The following is a 19,565-nucleotide window of genomic DNA, read 5'->3' as shown; positions in this document are numbered from 1 at the left end:
CGACGTGACGGAAACGGGGACCCAGCACCCGCTCGCGGGCCGAGTGCGACGCTGGCTGCGGGTGTTGCGCGACGATCTGTGGACCGGCCGGGCGGATCCGCTGCCCCCGTCCACCTGGCTGCGCTGGCTGCCGCACGGCGTGCTCTGCCTTGTCGCGTTCGGTGTCACCTTGGGGGCTGTGGCGCAGCTGGGGGACAACGGCGGGGCGGGCCCTCAGGTCGCCTTCGCGATCGGGCTCGCGCAGGGCGGCGCCGTGGTCCTCGCGTTGTGGCGGCCGGTACCCGGGTGGTGGCTCTCGATGGGGGCCATGGTGGCGGGTGCCGTCGAGGTGCGTCGCCACCTGCTGGCCGGTGACGCGCAGGACTTCACCTGGCCCTGGACCGCGGCCGGGATCATCGGGCAGATGGCCGTGCTGCTGCTGCTCGCCCTGAGGGTGCGCACCCGGGTGTCGGTCGAGACGCTGACCTTGACCGTGCTCGTCACCTACGTCATCCAGGGGCCGTGGGGCGCGGGCAACTACCAGCCCACCGGGGTGCTCGCGATCATCCTGTTCGCGATCGTCGTGGTCCTCGGCGTCGCCCTGCGCGGCCGTCGCGAGGCACGCGCGGAACTCGTCGAGCAGACCACGCTCACCGCCGAGGAGCGCGCCCGGCGCACCCTGCTGGAGGAGCGCAGCCGCATCGCGCGCGAGCTGCACGACGTGGTCGCCCACCACATGTCCGTCATCTCGATCCAGGCCCAGGTCGCCCCGCACCTCGTCGACAACCCGCCCGAGGAGCTGAAGGAGAACCTCGACGGCATACGGCAGAACGCGCTGGAGGCACTGACCGAACTGCGCCGGGTGCTCGGCGTCCTGCGCTCCGAGCATCCCGACGGCGCGTACGCGCTCGACGAGCCCGGCGCGGGCGTCGCCCCGCACACCCCGCAGCCCACCCTCGACCGGCTCGACGCTCTCGTCGAGAACACCCGCGCCGCGGGCCTGGACGTGAGCGTCGAGGTCAGCGGCGAGCGGCGGCCGCTGCCGTCCGGTGTGGAACTGTCGGCGTACCGGATCGTGCAGGAGGCGCTGAGCAACGCACTGCGCCACGCGCCGGGCGCGACCGCCCGCGTCAGCCTCGACCACACCCCCCTCGGGCTGGACGTGGAAGTCGTCAACTCGCGGCCGACGCACCCGGCACCGCCGTCGCCCGGCGTCGGCCACGGACTGCTGGGTATGCGGGAGCGGGTCGCGATGCTCGACGGTTCCATGACGGCACACGCCCTGCCGGACGGCGGCTTCCAAGTGATCGCGTTCCTCCCGGCAACCCCCGAACCCACGGTCCCGGATTCCGACCCCCCGGACTCGGACGCCCCGGACTGCGAAGCCCCGGATCCCGCTGTCGGCACCGCCAACGACCCCAAGAAGGACTCCACATGACGAGCGGCACCATCCGGGTACTCATCGCCGACGACCAGCAGATGGTCCGGCAGGGATTCAGCGTGCTGCTCAACACCAAGCCCGACATCGACGTGATCGGCCAGGCGGTCGACGGCCTGGACGCGGTGGCGCGGGTCGCCGAACTCGTCCCCGACGTCGTCCTGATGGACATCCGCATGCCGGAACTCGGCGGCATCGAGGCCACCCGTCGCATCACCACGGCGACCCCGCACATCAAGGTGCTGGTGCTGACCACCTTCGACCTCGACGAGTATGTGTACGAGGCCCTGCGCGCCGGCGCCTCGGGCTTCCTCCTCAAGGACGCCTCGGCGGACCAACTGGCCGAGGCGGTGCGGATCGTGGCGGCCGGCGACGCGCTGCTCGCGCCCGGCATCACCCGGCGGCTGATCACCGAGTTCTCCCGCCTGGACAAGCGGCCCCGCGCCCCGCTCAAGGACCGCGTCGGCGACCTCACCGAACGCGAGACGGAGGTCCTCGCCCTGATCGCCCAGGGCCTGTCGAACGCGGAGATCGCGGAACGCCTCGTCGTGGCCGAGCAGACCGTGAAGACCCACGTGGGCCGCATCCTGGTGAAGCTGGGCCTGCGGGACCGGACACAGGCGGCGGTGTTCGCGTACGAGTCGGGACTGGTGCGGCCTTCCGGCTACTGACCCCGGGCACGACCAGCACGGATACCCGTAGTACCTGAGAGGGACCTGCGGGAACCCCTCTCACTGGGGACGACCGCGACACCCTGTGCGCCTACCGTTCTGTACGTGACCGAGACGACCCACATGCAGACACCGCCACCGGGGGACGGCGCCAAGCCGCGCAGCCCGGAGTTCCGGCTGGCCGCGGACGCCCTGCAAGGGCTGCGGCAGGACCTGTTCCACGACGCCTTCGTCTACCGTCCGCTGCCGCGGATGCGGGTCGACGGGCCGCTGACCCGTCGGCTGCCCGGCCGTCTGCGCGAGTACGCGGCCTGGACACCCCATGCCGTGATCACCACGGTGGCCCTGCTCACCCTGTTCATCGGCAGTGTCGACACCGACGGGCCGTCCCTGCTGGTCGGTCCGCTCTGTGCGATCCCGATTCTGCTGACCATGGCGCGGCCCGTCGGAGCGTTCTGGCTGTCCATGGCCGCCACTCCGATCGTCGCGGTGATCGGCGGCGCGGGCGAATGGCCGTGGATGCCGGGCAGCCTCGCCTGCCATCTGACCGTGCTGACGGTCGTGGCCCTTCGCACCAGGCCCCGCACGGCGGCGTGGATGTGGGGAGTGACGGGGGCGTACGGCCTCTTGGCAGACGCCGGTGGCGGCAGCGGCTACTACGGCACGAACACCGGCCCCATGATGGTCATCTCCACGATGGTCCTGCTCGTCGTCGCTCTCTGGCACATACGCCGCGACGCCCGGCAGGAGGTCACCGCCCAGCAGACCGAGACCGCGCACGAGCGTTCCCGGCGCACCCTGCTGGAGGAGCGCACGACGATCGCCCGCGAGCTGCACGACGTGGTGGCCCACCACATGTCGGTCGTCGCCATCCAGGCCGAGGCCGCCCCCTACCGGGTGGAGAACCCGCCGCCGGAGCTGGAGCGCGCCTTCGCCACCATCCGGGAGAACGCGGTGGCGGCCCTCACCGAACTGCGCCGCGTCCTGGGCGTCGTCCGCGCCGAGGACTACGAGGCCCCGGACGCCCCGCAGCCCACCCTCGCCGACCTGGACGCGCTGCTGACGAACGTGCGGGACACCGGACTGGCCGTCGAGAAGGCGGTGACCGGCGCGGTGCGTGAGCTGCCGCCGGGAGTGGAGCTGTCGGCGTACCGGATCGTGCAGGAGGCGCTGAGCAACAGCCTGCGGCACGCGCCCGGCGCGAGCGCCCGCGTCGAGATCGGGTACGTCCTCGGCGGCCTGGGCCTGCGCATAGTCAACGGCCCGCCGCCCGCGCCCGCCCTGGTGAAACCCTCACCCGGCGCCGGGCACGGCATCACCGGGATGCGGGAGCGTGTCTCCATGCTGAACGGTGAGATCACGGCGGGCCGGACAGAGGACGGCGGCTACGAGGTGGCGGTGTTCCTGCCGGTCACCACGACCACAGAGGACAACTCATGACCATCCGCGTGCTGATCGCGGACGACCAGATGATGGTGCGCGAGGGCTTCTCGGTCCTGCTCAACGCGATGCCGGACATCGAGGTCGTCGGCGAGGCGGTCAACGGCCGCGAGGCGGTGGACCGGGTCCGCGAACTCACCCCGGACGTCGTGCTGATGGACATCCGCATGCCGGAGCTGAACGGCATCGAGGCGACCCGCGAGATCGTCGCCGCCGACGGTGCTGCCAAGGTGCTGGTGCTGACCACCTTCGACCTCGACGAGTACGTGTACCAGGCGTTGCGCGCGGGAGCCTCGGGCTTCCTCCTCAAGGACGCCTCGGCACGCCAGCTCGCCGACGGTGTACGGGTGGTGGCGGCCGGCGAGGCCCTGCTCGCCCCCTCCGTCACCCGGCGGCTGATCACGGAGTTCTCGAAGCTGTCCGACTCCCCGCGTCTGATGTCCTCCGCGCACGCGGCGTACGGGGAACTGACCGAGCGCGAGACGGAGGTGCTGGTCCTGATCGCCCAGGGCCTGTCGAACGCGGAGATAGCCGAGCGCCTGGTGGTCGCCGAGTCGACTATCAAGACCCATGTCAGCCGCATCCTGGTGAAGCTGGGCCTGCGGGACCGCACCCAGGCGGCGGTGTTCGCCTACGAGGCCCGACTGGTCACCCCGGGCTGACGCGACCAGCCGCGCGGCATCCGGGTCGGACGTACGGTGAGGGGATGGAACAGCGCATCACTCTGATCACGCTGGGAGTCTCCGATCTGGCCCGGTCCAAGGCGTTCTACGAGGCGCTGGGCTGGCGGGGGCAGGAGGTCGCGGAGACCGTGTTCTTCCAGGCGGGAGGCCTGGGGCTGGTGTTGTGGGGCCGGGAGAAGCTGGCCCGGGACTGCGGTCTGGAGCCCGGGCGGGCAGGCGGTTTCGACGGGATCGCCCTCGCGCACAACGTCCGTTCCGAGGCGGAGGTCGACGAGCTGCTCGCGGCCGTGGAAGGGGCGGGCGGGACGGTGACCAAGCCGGCGGCCGTGAACGAGATCGGCTTCTACTCCAGCGCGTTCGTCGACCCCGACGGCCACGCCTGGGAGGTCGCCCACAACCCCGGATTCCCGCTCGCCGAGGACGGCACGATCACGCTCCCCGACTTCGGCGCGGCGTAAGAGGGGCCCTGCACCCCTGGTCAGGGAGGGGGAGGGCGTTCTAACGTCCGTGCATGGCAGCTCCTTCCGACCTCGCTTTCGACCCGTGGGACCCGGCGTTCCTGGCCGACCCGTACCCCGCGTACGCCGAGCTGCGTGCCCGCGGCCGGGTGCACTACTTCGAGCCCACGAACCAGTGGCTGGTGCCGCACCACGCGGACGTCTCGGCGCTGCTGCGTGATCGCAGGCTGGGCCGGACGTATCAGCACCGGTTCTCCCACGAGGACTTCGGCCGCACCGCGCCCCCGCCGGAGCACGAGCCGTTCCACGTCCTCAACGACCACGGGATGCTCGACCTGGAGCCGCCGGACCACACCAGGATCCGCCGGCTGGTGTCGAAGGCGTTCACGCCGCGCACGGTGGAGCAGTTGAAGCCGTATGTGCGGCAGTTGGCGGGCGAGCTGGTGTCCGGGCTGGTCGAGGCGGGCGGCGGCGACCTGCTGGCGGACGTCGCGGAGCCCCTGCCGGTCGCGGTGATCGCCGAGATGCTGGGCATTCCGGAGGCGGACCGGGCGCAGCTGCGGCCCTGGTCGGCGGACATCTGCGGAATGTACGAGCTGAACCCGTCGGAGGAGACGGCGACCAGGGCGGTCCGCGCCTCGGTCGAGTTCTCCGACTACCTCCTGGAGCTGATCGCGGCCCGCCGTAAGGAGCCCGGCGAGGATCTGATCTCCGGCCTGATCGCGGCGTACGACGAGGGCGACCGGCTCACAGAGCAGGAGATGATCTCGACGGCCGTCCTCCTCCTCAACGCCGGCCACGAGGCCACGGTGAACGCCACGGTCAACGGCTGGTGGGCGCTGTTCCGCAACCCCGACCAGCTGGCGGCCCTGCGCGCCGACCACTCCCTGATCCCCTCCGCGATCGAGGAGCTGATGCGCTACGACACCCCGCTCCAGCTCTTCGAACGCTGGGTCCTGGACGAGATCGAGATCGCCGGCACGACGATCCCGCGCGGCGCGGAGATCGCCATGCTCTTCGGCTCCGCGAATCATGACCCGCAGGCCTTCGAGGCCCCGGACAAGCTGGACCTCACCCGCAAGGAGAACCCGCACATCTCCTTCAGCGCGGGGATCCACTACTGCATCGGCGCACCGCTGGCCCGCATCGAGCTGGCGGCATCGATGACGGCGCTGCTGGAGCAGGCGCCGACGTTGCGCCTGTCGGCGGAGCCGGAGCGCAAGCCGAACTTCGTGATCCGGGGACTGGAGGGCCTGGTGGTGGAGCCGGCGTAGGACAGACTCGTAGGGTGCGTCTCCAGGCGCCGGTCCGGGCATTTCAGCCCGTCCGGCGTTTGAGGACGAGGCCCTTTCGGGGCCGATAGCGGGGGTCTGGGGGCGGCAGCCCCCAGGAGGCGGGGTCGAAGGGGCGGCAGCCCCTGGGGATGGGACGGGTAGGGGCGGCGGGGGCGAAACACCCCCACGGCACCCCCACCACCCCTCACGTCGTCAGATCCCGCCGCCGCAACCCCACCAACCCCCCGGCCACCAGCACAGCCGCCAGCCCGAGCAGGACCAGCACCGGCCCCCACTCCATCCCCCCACCCGGCAACTTCGGCAGATGCCCGAACGGCGACAGATCCAGCACCGCCTGCGGGACGTCGAGCGCAGGCCCCACCCAGCCGATCAGCAGCACCGCCCCGGCCACGCCCCAGGCCGCCATCGCGGCGCGCGGCAGCACCCCGTACAGCAGCACGGCCAGCCCCCCGACGACCCACACAGCCGGAAGCTGGACCAGGCAGGCGCCCAGGATCGGGCCGATCTGCTTGCCGTAGCCGACGGCGAAGCCCAGGCCGGTGAGGAGCATGATCAGTGCGGCACCGGCGAAGGCGATCAGCAGGTGGCCGGAGGCCCACCGCAGGCGGCCCACCGCGCCCGCCAGGATCGGCTCGGCCCGCATCGAGGTCTCCTCGCCGTGCAGCCGCAGGACCGAACCCACCACATACAACGCGGCGATCAGACCCAGCATGCCGACCATCGACGCCAGGAACGCGTCCGTCAGCCCCGACTGGCCGCCCATGCGCTCGAAGATCTCCCGCGCGTTGTCGTTGTCGCCGACCAGATCGGCCACCCCGTCGGTGAGCCCGCCGTAGATGACCCCGGCGAGGAAGAACCCGATGCTCCAGCCGAGCACGCTGCCCCGCTGCAGCCGCCAGGCCAGCGCACCCGCCGTGCGGAGCCGGCCGAGGGCGGGTCCCGGCCGGGTGGGCAGGAAGCTCATCCCCACGTCCCGGCGCCCGGCGAGCTCGTACGCCACCACGCCCTGCACCAGGGCCGCCCCCGCGAACAGCAGCAGCACCCACCACCGCTCGTCCGCGAAGGACCGCAGGTTCTCCAGCCAGCCCAGCGGCGACGCCCAGGTCAGCGCCGACGAACCGTCGTCCGACGCCGAGTCGCCCGCCGCCCGCAGCACGAACGCGGCGCCCACCAGCCCCGCCGTCAGCCCCCGCGCCAGCCGTGCGCTCTCCGTGAACTGGGCGACGATCGCCGCCAGCGTGGCGAACACCATGCCGACCCCGGCGAGGCCCAGCCCGAAGGCCAGCGCCCCGGAGGCGCCCTGTCCGGCGAGTCCGGCCGTCACCAGCAGGGCCAGTACGGCGTTCGCGACCGCCGCTGTCAGCAGCGCGGCCGTCAGGGAGGCCCGGCGCCCCACCATCCCGGACGCCACCAGCTCCTGACGGCCGCTCTCCTCCTCGTCCCGGGTGTGCCGTACGACGAGGAGCAGGCTCACCACGGCCGCGAGGGCGCCCGCGTACACGCCGACCCGCCAGGCCGTCAGGGCGCCGATCGAGTCGTCGAAGACGGGGCCGATCAGCGCGCGGAAGGAGGCGTTGCCCGCCGTGTCCTGCAGCAGCCCCGCGCGGTCGGCCGGGGAGTCGTACAGGTTCTCCAGGGTGTTCGGCATGGAGAGGATCATGAGTGCGTTCACGCCGACCCAGACCGGGATCATCAGCCGGTCGCGGCGCAGCGCGAAGCGCAGCAGCGTTCCGGTGCCGGCCAGTTGGCGCGAGCCTGTCGGCCGTACGTCGAAGGCGGTCGCGGTTGTGGTCATCGTGCGGCCACCCCTTCGCGCACGTCGTCCTGGTAGTGCCGCAGGAACAGCTCCTCCAGCGTCGGCGGCGTCGATGTCAGGGAGCGCACGCCGGACTCGCTCAGCGAGCGCAGTACGGCGTCCAGCTTGTCGGTGTCGACCTGGAGGCGGACGCGCCGGCCCTGTACGTCGAGGTCGTGGACGCCGGGGAGATGTGACAGTCCGTTGGGTGCGCCCGCCAGCTCGGCCGTGACGCTCGTCCGGGTCAGATGGCGCAGGTCGGCGAGCGAACCGCTCTCGACCGTACGGCCCTTGCGGATGATGCTGACCCGGTCGCAGAGCTCCTCGACCTCGCTGAGGATGTGCGAGGAGAGCAGGACCGTACGGCCCTTGTCCCGCTCCTCCTCCACGCAGCGCTGGAAGACCTCCTCCATCAGCGGGTCCAGTCCGGAGGTCGGCTCGTCGAGGATGAGCAGGTCCACGTCCGAAGCGAATGCCGCGACCAGGGCGACCTTCTGCCGGTTGCCTTTTGAGTAGGTGCGGCCCTTCTTCGTCGGGTCCAGCTCGAACCGTTCGATCAGATCCGCGCGGCGCTGGGTGTCCAGACCGCCGCGGAGACGGCCGTAGAGGTCGATGACCTCACCGCCCGACAGGTTCCGCCACAGCGTCACGTCACCCGGCACGTAGGCGATCCGGCGGTGCACCTCCACCGCGTCCGTCCAGGGGTCGCGGCCGAGAACCTGGGCGCCGCCCGAGTCGGCCCGCAGCAGGCCGAGCAGGACGCGGAGGGTGGTGGACTTGCCGGCGCCGTTGGGGCCGAGGAAGCCGTGGACCTCGCCGGCCTCGACGTCCAGGTCGAGCCCGTCGAGCGCGTGCGTCTTGCCGAACGACTTGTGGAGTCCGGAGACGGTAATGGCCTTCGTCATGCTTCAGAACGTACGCTTCTTTCAGAAATTTGTGAAGTTAAGGAAGCGTATGAAGCACGGATAGGATGAACGCATGACGGAAACAGCCGGCGACGGGCGGGACGTCGAGTCCGTGTCGAAGTTCGTGGAGTCCTTCGCGGCCCAGCTCGTCGAAGCCGGGATGCAGCGCATGGCCGCCCGGGTCTTCGCGGCGCTCCTCGCCTCCGACAAGGGTGTGCTGACCTCCGCCGAACTGAGCGAACAGCTGCAGATCAGTCCCGCGGCGGTCTCCGGCGCGGTGCGCTACCTCGCCCAGACGCACATGGTGTCCCGCGAACGGGAGCCCGGCTCACGGCGCGAGCGCTACCGGGTGCACGGCGACCAGTGGTACGAGGCCCTGACCAACCGCGAAGCCGTCCTCAAGCGGTGGGAGAGCGCCCTGCGCGAGGGGGTCACCAGCCTCGGCGCCGACACCCCGGCAGGCCGCCGCCTGGCCGAGACGCTCGCCTTCTTCGAGTTCATCGAGGGCGAGATCGCGGCGATGATGGAGCGCTGGCGGGAGCACCGGGAGGAGACCTTCGGGCAGGGCTGACCAGCGCCAGAACCGGCGTCGGCGCCAGCGCCGCCCCTGGGCCCGTCCACCGGCTCTCACCGCCCCGGCAACACCAGCCGCAACCCGCCTTCCCCCACGGTCCACGTCCTCCTCCGCACCGGCCCCGACACCGCCGTGTCCGCCCCGTACCGGAAGTGCGCGCCCGACACCGTCACGGTCCGCCCCTCGGCCCGCAGCGGTGAGGTCTCCGCGCCCACCGACAGCGGACGTACTTCCACCTTGGCCACGCCGGCGATCCCCGGTGTCACCGACACCGCCTCGACCGGCTGGTCGAGATCGACCAGGGTCGTGCCGTCCACCTCGATCCGCAGCCGCGACGGTCCGGACCCGGGCCCGGACCCGGTGCCGGAGGCGGGGCGCGTCGGCACCAGCGTGCGTACGAGCGACTGGCATGTTCGCAACCACGGCCGCCCCGCGCCGGACCCGGCACCCGGCCCTGAAGCCGGCCCCTCCCCCTCGGGGCCGTCCGGCGCTACGGGCTCCCGGACCGGCGGGATCCGCAGTGTGCCCAACACCACACCGTCGCTGTCGTCCACGAGCAGATCGAGCCGTCGCTCCGCGCCCTCCAGCACGGCCCGGGCCGCTGCCACCGCGCCCGTCGGTACCCCGAGGGATTTGGCCAGCGAGAGCGCACCCCCGACCGGCACCACCGACAGCACGCATTCGGCCAGCTCCCGCTGCCGGTGCAGCAGGGTCACCGCGCGGGTCAGCGCGTGGTCGTCGCCGACGACCACGGGCCGCCGCGATCCCCGGCGCGCCAGGGCCCGGGCGAACTCGTCGGGATCGTCCGGCAGGCACACTTTCGTGGCCGCACCCGCGCTGAGCACGTCTTTCGCGATCCTGACGGACTCCCCGTCCATCATCCGAGCGACCGGATCGATCACCACCAGCAGCTGGTCGGACATCGCGAAAGTCGCCACCTCGGCCATGCCTCGCTTCCTCGGGTAGCATCTTTGTGCAAGAGCCCCTTGCGCTATTGCGCCAGGGGCTTCGTCTATTCCGGGGCCATCCGGTACGACGGTTCGCGGCCAACGACGGTCGCGGCCGGCGGTGGTGCACGCGGCGGAACACTACGCGTGCACCCCTGACCTTGGACATGCCCCGCCCGGAAGGGGTGTACGCGCGTGCCCGCACTTGTGCTGCTCGGTGCTCAGTGGGGTGACGAAGGCAAGGGAAAGGCGACGGACCTGCTAGGCGGATCCGTCGACTATGTGGTGCGCTACCAGGGCGGCAACAACGCCGGCCACACGGTAGTCGTGGGTGATCAGAAGTACGCCCTCCACCTGCTCCCTTCCGGAATCCTGTCCCCGGGGTGCACCCCGGTCATCGGCAACGGTGTCGTCGTCGACCCGTCGGTCCTGTTCTCCGAGCTGAACGGGCTGAACGAGCGCGGCGTCGACACGTCGAAGCTCCTGATCAGCGGTAACGCTCACATCATCACGCCGTACAACGTGACGGTGGACAAGGTGACGGAACGCTTCCTCGGGAAGCGGAAGATCGGGACGACCGGCCGCGGCATCGGCCCGACGTACGCGGACAAGATCAACCGCGTCGGCATCCGGGTCCAGGACCTCTACGACGAGTCGATCCTGACCCAGAAGGTCGAGGCGGCCCTCGACGTCAAGAACCAGATCCTCACCAAGCTCTACAACCGCCGCGCGATCGCCGTCGACCAGGTGGTCGAGGAGCTGCTGGGCTACGCCGGCAAGCTCGCGCCGTACGTCGCCGACACGGTCCTGGTGCTCAACCAGGCCCTGGAGCAGGACAAGGTGGTCCTCTTCGAGGGCGGCCAGGGCACGCTCCTCGACATCGACCACGGGACCTATCCCTTCGTCACGTCCTCCAACCCCACCGCCGGCGGTGCGTGCACGGGCGCGGGCGTCGGCCCCACGAAGATCAGCCGGGTCATCGGCATCCTCAAGGCCTACACGACCCGTGTCGGCTCGGGTCCGTTCCCGACCGAGCTCTTCGACGAGGACGGCGAGGCGCTGCGTCGTATCGGCGGCGAGCGGGGTGTCACCACCGGCCGTGACCGCCGCTGCGGCTGGTTCGACGCGGTCATCGCCCGCTACGCCACCCGCGTCAACGGCCTGACCGACTTCTTCCTCACCAAGCTGGACGTCCTGACCGGCTGGGAGGAGATCCCGGTCTGCGTGGCGTACGAGATCGACGGCAAGCGCGTCGAGGAACTCCCGTACTCCCAGTCCGACTTCCACCACGCCAAGCCGGTCTACGAGAACCTGCCCGGCTGGTCCGAGGACATCACGTCGGCCAAGTCCTTCTCGGACCTCCCGAAGAACGCGCAGAACTACGTGAAGGCGCTGGAGGAGATGTCAGGGGCGCCGATCTCCGCGATCGGTGTCGGTCCCGGGCGGGACGAGACGATCGAGATCAACTCGTTCCTCTAGTTCGGAAGTGCTGAAGGTGCCTGGTGGCGGTACAGCCGTCCGTGGTTGCGCCACCAGGCCACCTTCCCGTCGGGTCCGCGCACGAAGTCGGAGCGAGTGCCGATCTGCTTGCCGTCGGCGTCGAGATCCAGTCCGAAGTCCCTTCGGTAGAAGGCGACACCGAGCTCGCCGGTCTCCCCCTGGGACTTCTGGGTTCCGCGCAGCCGGCCGTTGCGCCGGTCGACTTCGATGACGACGTCCTCCATGGCGCCCTCGTCGTTGATCCGCTCTGCCACGTAACGGCCCTCGTAAGGTGCCAGCTCCCGGCCGCTCAATGTGGTGGCCATGGCCGGCAGGTTGGTCACCCCGGCGAACCGGTTCAGGGCCCAGTCGTCGGTGAACAGGTCGTCCCTGAGCCGCGTCCCGCCTTCCGAGTTGGTCAGCAGGGTCAGCGCGAAGCCGCGGTCGGGGACCATCAGGAAGCCCGAGATCTGGCCCGGCCAGGTCCCGCCGTGCTGCACGATGCGTGGTCCCTGCGCCGTCGGGCGCAGCATCCAGGTGACTCCCATGCCGTCGAGTTCCACGACCAGCGTGCCGCCGGGGCCGGGCCGCGAGCGCATCTGGGCCAACGACGCCCTGCTCAGCAGCCGGGTGCCGTCGGGGGCCGTGCCGTTGCCGAGGTGGAAGCGGGCCCAGTTCAGCTGGTCGCGCACGCTGGAGATCAGGCCGCCGGTCGGGGTGAGGCTGCGGGGCAGGGGCCAGAAGGACGGCTCCAGTACGGCCTTGCCGTCGACGACGTTGTGGGACGCCGCGACGTTGAAGCCCACGATCTCGTCGCTGAAGAAGCGGCTGTGGTCGAGCCCGAGCGGATCGATGACCAGTTTGCGCACCGCCGCCTCGTAGGTCGTGCCGGTCAGCTCCTCGATGATCCGTCCGGCCACGCACAGGCCGGCGTTGTTGTAGGCGAACACCTCTCCAGGGGGCGTGAGTTGGGGCAGGCGGGCCATGGACGTCACGAAGCGGGCCAGTGCGTCGTCGCCGGGGCCGAAGTCCTGGTAGTCGTCGCCCAGCCAGCCGGCGCTGTGGTTGAGCAACTGCCGCACGGTGACCCGCGCCGACACGTCCGGGTCGGCCACCGCGAACTCGGGCAGATAGCGGCGCACCGGGGCGTCCAGCTGGACCTTGCCCCGCTCGGCCAGCCGCATCAGTGCCGTACCGGTGAAGGTCTTGGTGGTCGAGCCGACCCGGAAGACGGTGTCGCCGTCCACCGGGACCGGGTTGTCGACCTTGGTGACCCCGTAACCCTTGATGTACTCCTCGCCGTTCAGGAGCACGCCCACCGCCGCCCCGGGGATCGCGTAGGCCTTCATGGCCTCCTCGATCTTGGCGTCGAGCTCGCTGAACAGCGCCGCCCCCGTGCCGCCTGTGTCCCTTGTGCCCCCTGTGTCGCCGGTGTCGCCGCCGGAGACAGCGGATCGCGGGGACGCGGTCGACGCCGCCGCCGGAGCCAGCGAAACGGTCGCGCAGCCCACCGCGGCCGCCGCCTTCAGAAAGCCGCGGCGGGACCAGTGGGCGGGGCCTTCACTCACCGGTAACGCCTCCCGCAGCGCCGATACCGCCGATGACGAACGGTTTCGGTTTCACCGAGGCCACGCACCCGGTGTCGGGGGCCTCGGGGTTGTCGAAGAAGGAGGTGATCACCTTTGCCCCGCACGCGTTGGTGAACAACGTCCCCCCGTGGGCGAGTCCGGCCAGGGTCACCACCTTGGAGCGGGAAAGAGACTGGGCCGCGTAGCGCCCCCACTGAGCCCCGGTCTGGGCGTCGAAACTGCCGGACATGGCCAGGGTCGGGATGTCGCCGCGTGTGACCGTGCGAATGGCGTCGGGTGCTTTCGGGACGTCCCAGACCTGGCATGCCTGCCGCAGGAACGCCAGCTGGGGCGGCTGGGCCAGGACCGAGTGGGGGAGGCCCGGAAAGGCGCGCTGCCCGCGGGCGAGCTCTTCGCGGGGGGTCTCGAACGGAACCCATTCGCTGCACCACACGCTGAGCGACAACCCGTGAGCGAACACGCCTTCGGTTCCGGGAAGACGGGTGGCCGCCCACTGCTCGGCGACGCGCTGGAGGCGGCCGTGGGCCAGATCGTCGACGGTCAACGGGAAGACGTCGGCGTTGTGACTGGCAAGGACCATCCAGTTCAGCAGCGCCCCACCGTCGAGCACCACCTTCACCTTCCCGACCTGCGGCACCGTCACGTGCGTGGTGATCGGATCGGCCTCCAGCCGGCGGACCAGGCGGAGGAAGGTGGCACCGAGGTCCGGGTAGCGCTGCCGACAGGAGGGCTGGGCCGCGCAGGCACTCAGTCGGGCGTCGAACGACTCCTTCACGCTGCTCCACGTCCACCCGGGCGTCGCCACGGACGGCGGTACGACACCGTCGAGGGTCACCGAGCGGATTCCCTGCGGGAACATGCGCATGTAGGTGAGCGCCAGTTCAGTCCCGTAGGAATGCGAAAGGACATTCCACCGTGGGATTCCCAGTGCCTTGCGCAGATCCGCCACGTCCGCGGCGCTCTCGCTGGAGCTGTAGGCCGCGAGGTCGACTCCCTGGGCTGTCAGGCGATCGCGGCACCGGGCCGCCGCCTGGGCATAGAGGTCTCCGGTGGAGGGAGCGTCATAGAGCAGGTGGATGCGCTGCTTGTAGAACCGGTCGAGCTCAGGACACGTCAGCGTCGGCGGGGAAGAGAGCGTCCCGCGCTGGGACATGACGACCAGATCGCGGTCACGGTTCAGGCCGGCCTTGGTGAGTTCCGCGATGTCGCCGATGGCGTCCACGCCGGGCCCGCCGGCGAAGAACACGATCGGATCGGGGTGTGGCTTCGGCGATGCCGAGGGAACCCTCGCAACGGCCAGGCGAAGGGTTCGCGAGGACGGGCGGGCCCGGTTCTCCGGTACGACGAGGGACCCGCAGCGGACGTCGGTCAGTTCTTCCTCGTACCTGGTCGGGCACGGACCGGGCACGAAGTGCGACGCCGGCCGTGTCTGCGACGTCAGGGACCGGGGCAGGGCGAGCTCGGTCCCGGGAAAGATCCAGTGGCCGCGGTGACTGGAGGCGTATCCGTGCCGACGGGCCTCGTCCTCGATGGTCCGCCGGTTGAGGGTGTAGACGCTGTCCCACCGCAGTCCGCTACCGAGGGCCTGCCGGGCGATGTCCCACAACGTGTCCCCGGAGGCGACGGTGTGCGTGGCGGCCTTCGAGTCCGCGGTCGTGGACTTGTCGAACTCGTCGAACTCGTCGGACCCCTTGGCTGTCTGTCTCGGTGGCAGATCAGGCTGGGGGCGGCTGATGGGCGGGGGGCCACCCGCGCACAGCACCGTCAGACCGGTCAGGAACATCGCGGCTGCGGCAGCTGTGCGGCGGTTGCGTATGTGCATGTCGTCATGCTGCGGAGGCCGCACGCGCGCCGCATTCCGACACGGCCAATGGGGTCATGCACGGATGGAGCAGTGAGCGGGCGACGCGCGTGCCGCGCCCCTAGCGTGAGGGCTCAGGGAGCGATCAGGGGGCGACCAGGAGAAGGGGAACGTCATGCGCGTGCTGCTCAAGGCCCAACTCGACACGGAGAAGGGGAACGACGCCATTCGCAGTGGCAAGCTGCCCCAGGTCCTCCAGGAGCTGATGGAGAAGATCAAGCCGGAAGCCGCCTACTTCACCACCGACGGCGGGCTCCGCACCATGTTCTTCTTCTTCGACCTGAAGGATCCCTCCCAGATGCCGGTGATCGCCGAACCGCTCTTCTTCGAGCTGGGCGCCCGGCTGGACTACACGCCGGTGATGAACCTCGATGACGTACAGAAGGGGCTGTCCCAGCTGAAGCTCAGCTGAACACGATCATCGAACCCTGCGCCAGACTCCGCGTCGCCGCGGCGTGCAGCCCCAGCCACACATGCCGTTCGCGGGCGAAGGGGCTCGGGTCGTAGGGGGCGGGGTTGGCCGGTTCCTCCAGGGCGGTGGGGGCCGCCGGGGGTTGGGGGGCCGCCGGAGGGTTGGCCGGGTCGATGCCGATCACCTGGGCCACGAACTCCAGCTCGCGCAGGAGTGACTGGGAGGAGCCCAAAGGGCCGCCGCCCGCGAGGAGTTCGTCGCTGGAGAGCGGGGCCGGGAAGTCGACGGGGACGTAGGCGCCCGCGTGGTCGTAGTGCCAGACCAGGTGGGACTGCTGGGCCGTCGACTCGAACATCTCCAGGAGCTGCTCGTAGTCGCCGCCCAGGTCGTCGACCGGGGTGACCGGGAGCCCGCAGACCTGGAGCAGATACGCCCGGCGCAGGAAGTGCAGCGCGTCGTAGTCGAAGCCGGCGACCGGGGCGACGTCGCCGGACAGGCCCGGCATGTACTGGTACACGGGCACCGGCGGCAGCCCGGCCTCGGCGAGGACTTTGTTGTATTCCGCGAGTTCCTCGGCGAACGGGTTGTCCGGGGTGTGGCACAACACGTCGACGAGCGGTACCAGCCACAGGTCACAGGCCAAAAGAGGGCTCCTCAGGTAGCACAGTGGTCAGGGAAGGGTAGTCGGTGCGGGGCGTGGGCGGACCCCCTGTGCGGGATCGTCGTCCTGATCCGGATCCTCACTGTTCGTGCAGGTCCCATACCCATACTCCGGCGACCCACCGCCCCGGGCCGCCCACCAGCTTCTCCACGGTCTCACGCAGCGCGCCGTCGTTCGGCTGCGGGGCCAGCACCAGTACGCCCGCCCGCCAGTACGCCAGGTCCGCCCGGGCCTGCTCCCGCCAGGACTCGGCGACCGGAGGGACGTCGCCCGAGTTACGCACATCACGCAGCAGGTTGGCGGTGAAACGGGGCTCGGCGCCGTAGATGCCGATCCGTTCATCGCCGTAGGGGCCGTTGAAGTAGCCGCCCGCCAGCTTGAAGCCGAGGCCGGCCTCGGTCTGCCAGTGCAGCGCCTCCGCGTCGGAGGGATCGGGCAACGGCACCGGCACCAGCGACTCGCCCTCACGGACGTACGACTTCCAGGTCCCGTCCGCGATGAAGGCCGGGACGTCGACGCGGTCGACCGCCCTCAGCGGGGCCGGGATCAGGGGGAGCAGGGCGAGGCCGACGCCCAGCAGGCCGACGTAGCGGGTGGGCAGGTGGCGTGCCGTGAGCAGGCGGTCCACGGCGAGCGCGACCAGCATGCCCAGCGCGGGGGCGCAGATCATCGCGACCCGGCTCTCGATGACCGCCTCGAACAACGGCTTGTCGGCGAGGAGTCTCCAGGGGCCGGGGAGGGTGACATCGGTGAGCGGGATGCGGAACTCCCGCCCGAGGGACAGGAACGCGGCGGCCACGGCCGTGAACGCCAGCGCTTTGACCAGGGCCCGCTTCCACAGTCGTACGAGGATCACGAAGGCGAGCAGGACCAGCGGCCAGCCGTAGAAGGCGTTCTGCTCGGTGGTGTTGAAGGCCAGTTCCCTCGCCGTCTCCGCGTCGCCCGCCAGCCAGGAGCGCTCGGCGAAGGAGAGCAGGGCGAGGGGGCTGTTGAAGGAGCGGGGGTTGTGCTCGATGTCGGTGTAGCTCTGCGGGCCGGCGAACTGCCAGACCAGTGGGTAGACGACGAGGGGAAGACAGACGGAGGCGCCGATGAGCAGGCCTCTGAGGAGCGGGCGCCAGGATGCGCGTGCGGTGTCGCGGCGTACGGCGGCGTAGGCGGCGGCGAAGAGCAGCATGCCCAGCGCCGCGAGCAGCAACGGCTCCTCGCCGAGGAAGACTTGATAGGCCGCCATCAGGCCCAGGACGACGCCGTCCCGGACGACCCGGGTCCCCGTGCACAGGCGCAGGGCGCGGTCGATGATCAGCGGGATCATGAACAGGACCACGAAGTTCGGGTGCGCGTGGGCGTGGCTGACCATCGGCGGGGCGAAGGCGGCGAGGGACGCGCCGAGGAAGGCCGCGGTCCTGCTGCGGACGACGTGTTTGACGATCAGCCAGTACCAGGCGGCCGCGGTGGCGGCGAGGCCCAGCGTCATGACCAGGCTGAGGGTGACCGCGGGGCCGACGGTCAGGGTGAGGGGGGTGAGGGGGACGGACATGCCCAGCATGACCGTGTTGGCCATGAGGTTGACGCCGTCGGGGAAGCCCTGGAGGTCGGTGAAGAGGGGGTTGCGGAGGTGGGCGACGTTGTCGGCGGTGACCGCGAAGAACCACTCCCACTGGTTCTGGTCGCGGAGGGAGTCGGGGAGGTAGCGGTGGGCCGGGTCGAAGAAGCGGGCGGAGTAGAGGGCCACCGACATGAGGAGGAAGAGGAAGGGGGCGAAGAGGTCGGCGGGGCGCAGGGAGCGGGCCGCTATGCGCGTGATCTCGGAGAGGGTGCGGGCGTAGTCGAGGGGGCCGACCTTGGAGCCGGGCCGGTGGGACCAGCGGACGGGGACCTCGGCGATGGGGTGGCCGGCGCGGTGCAGGTGCCGTAGCACCTCCACGTCGATGGCCCAGCCGTTGACGCGGGAGGCGGCGTAGGCCTCGCGGGCGCGGTCGCCGTCGTAGAGCTTGAAGCCGCACTGGGTGTCGCGGATGCCGGGGACGGCGGTACGGCGTATGAGCAGGTTCCCCGCACGGCCCAGGAGTTCGCGCAGCCGGTGCTGGCGGTCGCCGATCGTGGCGCCGGGGACCGAACGGGAGCCGATCGCGGCGGAGTTGCCCTCGGTGAGGGCCTTGTCGAGCCGCTCGAGCTCTTCGATCGGCGTGGCGAGATCGGCGTCCGTGACGAGAACGCGGCGGCTCCGGGAGGCGGCTACGCCCAGGCGGAGGGCGTGGCCCTTGCCTCGGTTGCGGGGGGTGGTGACGAGGCGGATACGGGGGTTCCGGCGGGCGCGGGCCGTGACGAGGTCGGCGGTGGCGTCGGTGGAGCCGTCGTCGGCGACGATGATCTCCCAGTCGGGCCGCTGGGTGTCGTCGGTCAGGTGGTCGGTGAGGGTGTCGAGGGTGTGGGTGAGGCGGTGTTCCTCGTTGTAGGCGGGGATGACGACGGAGAGGTCGGGCACACCGGGTACGTCGGGTACGTCGAGGACGTCGGTGGGGTCGGCGCGGCCGGGTAAGTCGGTGAGGTCGGGGCTCTTGGCGGGGTCGGGGGTCTCCGGCCGCTCCCGCTCTTGGCTCATCCGGACGCCAGCCGCTCGATCAGCGCGAGGGAGTCCGCGTCGTGCGCGGCGATGATCGAGCGGGCCGTGGGCAGGTCGCGGTGCATCAGGGCGTCGACCAGGTCGGTGTGCCCGGACCACAGGTGGCCGCGCAGGTCGTCCAGGCGGCGCAGGTGCTGGACCGCGCAGACCCAGGACTGCACGCGCAGTCGGTGCAGGAAGTCGGCGAGGTAGGGGTTGCCGAAGAGGGCGCCGAGTTCGCGCCAGAAGCGCAGGTCGTAGCCGATCAGTACGGTGAGGTCGCCGGCGGTGGCGGCGCGCTGGGCCTCCTCGGCGCGGCGGCGTACGCCGACGACCGCGGCGAGGACGCGGGGGTCGGCGGGGTCGCGGTGGCCGGTGCGGCCGGGGGTGCGGCCGGTGGCGCGTTCGGTGGTGAGGATCTGGAACATGCCGTCGATGACCAGGCCGCGGGCCTCGATGATGCCGCGGTAGTCGTCGAGGGAGTACTCGTGGACGCGGAAGCCGCGGTGCTGGTCGGCTTCCAGCAGGCCCTGTGCGGAGAGATCGACGAGGGCCTCGCGGACGGGGGTCGCGGAGACGCCGTACTGCTCGGCGATCTCCTTGACGGTGAACTCTCGCCCTGCCTGCAGCCGGCCGGCCAGCACCTCGTCCCGTAGCGCGTCCGCGAGCTGCTGCCGCAGGGTGCTCCGGGTCACGGAGCCGTTGCCGCCGGTGCCGGGCATGGTCAGGGCGTCTCCCGTCGTCGCGATGAGGTGGCGTACACGTATATGTCT

At 70.8% G+C, this 19,565-nt stretch carries 17 protein-coding genes; 9 read left to right on the top strand and 8 right to left on the bottom strand.

Going from position 1 to position 19,565, the window contains the following annotated elements; genetic code table 11:
* The first annotated feature begins 4 nt into the window (after nucleotides 1–4).
* The 6 genes from BLU79_RS28090 (at nucleotide 5) to BLU79_RS28065 (ending at nucleotide 5,943) form a co-directional block, all read left to right on the top strand.
* Complete coding sequence (locus tag BLU79_RS28090; protein ID WP_093908798.1) at nucleotides 5–1,417, top strand: sensor histidine kinase; 1,413 nt, start codon at nucleotides 5–7, stop codon at nucleotides 1,415–1,417.
* Nucleotides 1,414–2,088, top strand: a complete 675-nt coding sequence (locus BLU79_RS28085; protein WP_093908706.1) for a response regulator — start codon at nucleotides 1,414–1,416, stop codon at nucleotides 2,086–2,088. The genes BLU79_RS28090 and BLU79_RS28085 overlap by 4 nt, the downstream gene beginning before the upstream one ends.
* Before the next feature lie 105 nt (nucleotides 2,089–2,193).
* The gene (locus BLU79_RS28080) at nucleotides 2,194–3,528 is read left to right on the top strand and encodes a sensor histidine kinase (protein WP_256333498.1); all 1,335 of its coding nucleotides are present in this window, start codon (nucleotides 2,194–2,196) and stop codon (nucleotides 3,526–3,528) included.
* Entirely contained in the window at nucleotides 3,525–4,190 is a 666-nt protein-coding gene (locus tag BLU79_RS28075) for a response regulator (protein ID WP_093908705.1), read from the top strand. The genes BLU79_RS28080 and BLU79_RS28075 overlap by 4 nt, the downstream gene beginning before the upstream one ends.
* A 44-nt stretch (nucleotides 4,191–4,234) precedes the next feature.
* Entirely contained in the window at nucleotides 4,235–4,669 is a 435-nt protein-coding gene (locus tag BLU79_RS28070) for a VOC family protein (RefSeq protein ID WP_093908704.1), read from the top strand.
* 53 nt (nucleotides 4,670–4,722) lie between these two features.
* Complete coding sequence (locus BLU79_RS28065; RefSeq protein WP_093908703.1) at nucleotides 4,723–5,943, top strand: cytochrome P450; 1,221 nt, start codon at nucleotides 4,723–4,725, stop codon at nucleotides 5,941–5,943.
* A 205-nt stretch (nucleotides 5,944–6,148) separates the two neighbouring features.
* Here BLU79_RS28065 and BLU79_RS28060 read toward each other — a convergent pair whose 3' ends face one another.
* Nucleotides 6,149–7,759, bottom strand: coding sequence for an ABC transporter permease (locus BLU79_RS28060; RefSeq protein ID WP_093908702.1), 1,611 nt, complete (start codon nucleotides 7,757–7,759; stop codon nucleotides 6,149–6,151).
* Entirely contained in the window at nucleotides 7,756–8,664 is a 909-nt protein-coding gene (locus BLU79_RS28055; RefSeq protein ID WP_093908701.1) for an ABC transporter ATP-binding protein, read from the bottom strand. The genes BLU79_RS28060 and BLU79_RS28055 overlap by 4 nt, the downstream gene beginning before the upstream one ends.
* A 73-nt stretch (nucleotides 8,665–8,737) precedes the next feature.
* Here BLU79_RS28055 and BLU79_RS28050 point away from each other — a divergent pair, with 73 nt between their 5' ends.
* Nucleotides 8,738–9,235 (top strand): GbsR/MarR family transcriptional regulator, encoded by a 498-nt coding sequence (locus tag BLU79_RS28050; protein WP_093908700.1) that lies wholly within the window; start codon nucleotides 8,738–8,740, stop codon nucleotides 9,233–9,235.
* A 56-nt stretch (nucleotides 9,236–9,291) separates the two neighbouring features.
* Here BLU79_RS28050 and BLU79_RS28045 read toward each other — a convergent pair whose 3' ends face one another.
* Complete coding sequence (locus BLU79_RS28045) at nucleotides 9,292–10,185, bottom strand: diacylglycerol kinase family protein (RefSeq protein WP_093908699.1); 894 nt, start codon at nucleotides 10,183–10,185, stop codon at nucleotides 9,292–9,294.
* Nucleotides 10,186–10,380: 195 nt separating this feature from the next.
* On the opposite strand from BLU79_RS28045, the gene BLU79_RS28040 reads away from it, so the two are divergent.
* Nucleotides 10,381–11,664 (top strand): adenylosuccinate synthase, encoded by a 1,284-nt coding sequence (locus tag BLU79_RS28040; RefSeq protein ID WP_093908698.1) that lies wholly within the window; start codon nucleotides 10,381–10,383, stop codon nucleotides 11,662–11,664.
* On the opposite strand, the gene BLU79_RS28035 is transcribed toward BLU79_RS28040, so the two are convergent.
* Together BLU79_RS28035 and BLU79_RS28030 are read right to left on the bottom strand one after the other, a co-directional pair.
* Complete coding sequence (locus BLU79_RS28035) at nucleotides 11,661–13,232, bottom strand: serine hydrolase domain-containing protein (RefSeq protein ID WP_093908697.1); 1,572 nt, start codon at nucleotides 13,230–13,232, stop codon at nucleotides 11,661–11,663. The genes BLU79_RS28040 and BLU79_RS28035 overlap by 4 nt on opposite strands.
* The gene (locus BLU79_RS28030) at nucleotides 13,225–15,075 is read right to left on the bottom strand and encodes an alpha/beta fold hydrolase (protein ID WP_093908696.1); all 1,851 of its coding nucleotides are present in this window, start codon (nucleotides 15,073–15,075) and stop codon (nucleotides 13,225–13,227) included. Before BLU79_RS28030 ends, BLU79_RS28035 begins: the two co-directional genes overlap by 8 nt.
* A 154-nt stretch (nucleotides 15,076–15,229) precedes the next feature.
* Here BLU79_RS28030 and BLU79_RS28025 point away from each other — a divergent pair, with 154 nt between their 5' ends.
* Nucleotides 15,230–15,526, top strand: a complete 297-nt coding sequence (locus tag BLU79_RS28025; RefSeq protein ID WP_093908695.1) for a hypothetical protein — start codon at nucleotides 15,230–15,232, stop codon at nucleotides 15,524–15,526.
* Here BLU79_RS28025 and BLU79_RS28020 read toward each other — a convergent pair.
* The 3 genes from BLU79_RS28020 to BLU79_RS28010 all read right to left on the bottom strand — a co-directional run bounded on the left by BLU79_RS28020 (nucleotide 15,519) and on the right by BLU79_RS28010 (nucleotide 19,514).
* Nucleotides 15,519–16,169: a phospholipase D-like domain-containing protein gene (locus BLU79_RS28020; RefSeq protein WP_093908694.1), complete on the bottom strand. Its 651-nt coding sequence runs from the start codon at nucleotides 16,167–16,169 to the stop codon at nucleotides 15,519–15,521. The genes BLU79_RS28025 and BLU79_RS28020 overlap by 8 nt on opposite strands.
* A gap of 97 nt (nucleotides 16,170–16,266) precedes the next feature.
* Nucleotides 16,267–18,792, bottom strand: coding sequence for a dolichyl-phosphate beta-glucosyltransferase (locus BLU79_RS28015; RefSeq protein WP_093908693.1), 2,526 nt, complete (start codon nucleotides 18,790–18,792; stop codon nucleotides 16,267–16,269).
* Nucleotides 18,789–19,514, bottom strand: coding sequence for a GntR family transcriptional regulator (locus tag BLU79_RS28010; protein ID WP_093908692.1), 726 nt, complete (start codon nucleotides 19,512–19,514; stop codon nucleotides 18,789–18,791). Before BLU79_RS28010 ends, BLU79_RS28015 begins: the two co-directional genes overlap by 4 nt.
* Nucleotides 19,515–19,565 lie beyond the last annotated feature (51 nt).

The sequence above is a fragment of the Streptomyces sp. cf386 genome (assembly GCF_900103585.1).
Classification (GTDB): domain Bacteria; phylum Actinomycetota; class Actinomycetes; order Streptomycetales; family Streptomycetaceae; genus Streptomyces.
The sequence above is the reverse complement of the archived record's forward strand: the minus strand, read 5'-3'. Positions and strand labels throughout refer to the sequence as shown.

Coding starts and splice junctions, on each gene's coding strand:
- BLU79_RS28085 (WP_093908706.1), top strand. CDS start 1,414: ATGACGAGCGGCACCATCCGGGTACTCATCGCCGACGACCAGCAGATG.
- BLU79_RS28075 (WP_093908705.1), top strand. CDS start 3,525: ATGACCATCCGCGTGCTGATCGCGGACGACCAGATGATGGTGCGCGAG.
- BLU79_RS28070 (WP_093908704.1), top strand. CDS start 4,235: ATGGAACAGCGCATCACTCTGATCACGCTGGGAGTCTCCGATCTGGCC.
- BLU79_RS28065 (WP_093908703.1), top strand. CDS start 4,723: ATGGCAGCTCCTTCCGACCTCGCTTTCGACCCGTGGGACCCGGCGTTC.
- BLU79_RS28060 (WP_093908702.1), bottom strand. CDS start 7,759: ATGACCACAACCGCGACCGCCTTCGACGTACGGCCGACAGGCTCGCGC.
- BLU79_RS28055 (WP_093908701.1), bottom strand. CDS start 8,664: ATGACGAAGGCCATTACCGTCTCCGGACTCCACAAGTCGTTCGGCAAG.
- BLU79_RS28050 (WP_093908700.1), top strand. CDS start 8,738: ATGACGGAAACAGCCGGCGACGGGCGGGACGTCGAGTCCGTGTCGAAG.
- BLU79_RS28045 (WP_093908699.1), bottom strand. CDS start 10,185: ATGGCCGAGGTGGCGACTTTCGCGATGTCCGACCAGCTGCTGGTGGTG.
- BLU79_RS28030 (WP_093908696.1), bottom strand. CDS start 15,075: ATGCACATACGCAACCGCCGCACAGCTGCCGCAGCCGCGATGTTCCTG.
- BLU79_RS28025 (WP_093908695.1), top strand. CDS start 15,230: ATGCGCGTGCTGCTCAAGGCCCAACTCGACACGGAGAAGGGGAACGAC.
- BLU79_RS28015 (WP_093908693.1), bottom strand. CDS start 18,792: ATGAGCCAAGAGCGGGAGCGGCCGGAGACCCCCGACCCCGCCAAGAGC.
- BLU79_RS28010 (WP_093908692.1), bottom strand. CDS start 19,514: ATGCCCGGCACCGGCGGCAACGGCTCCGTGACCCGGAGCACCCTGCGG.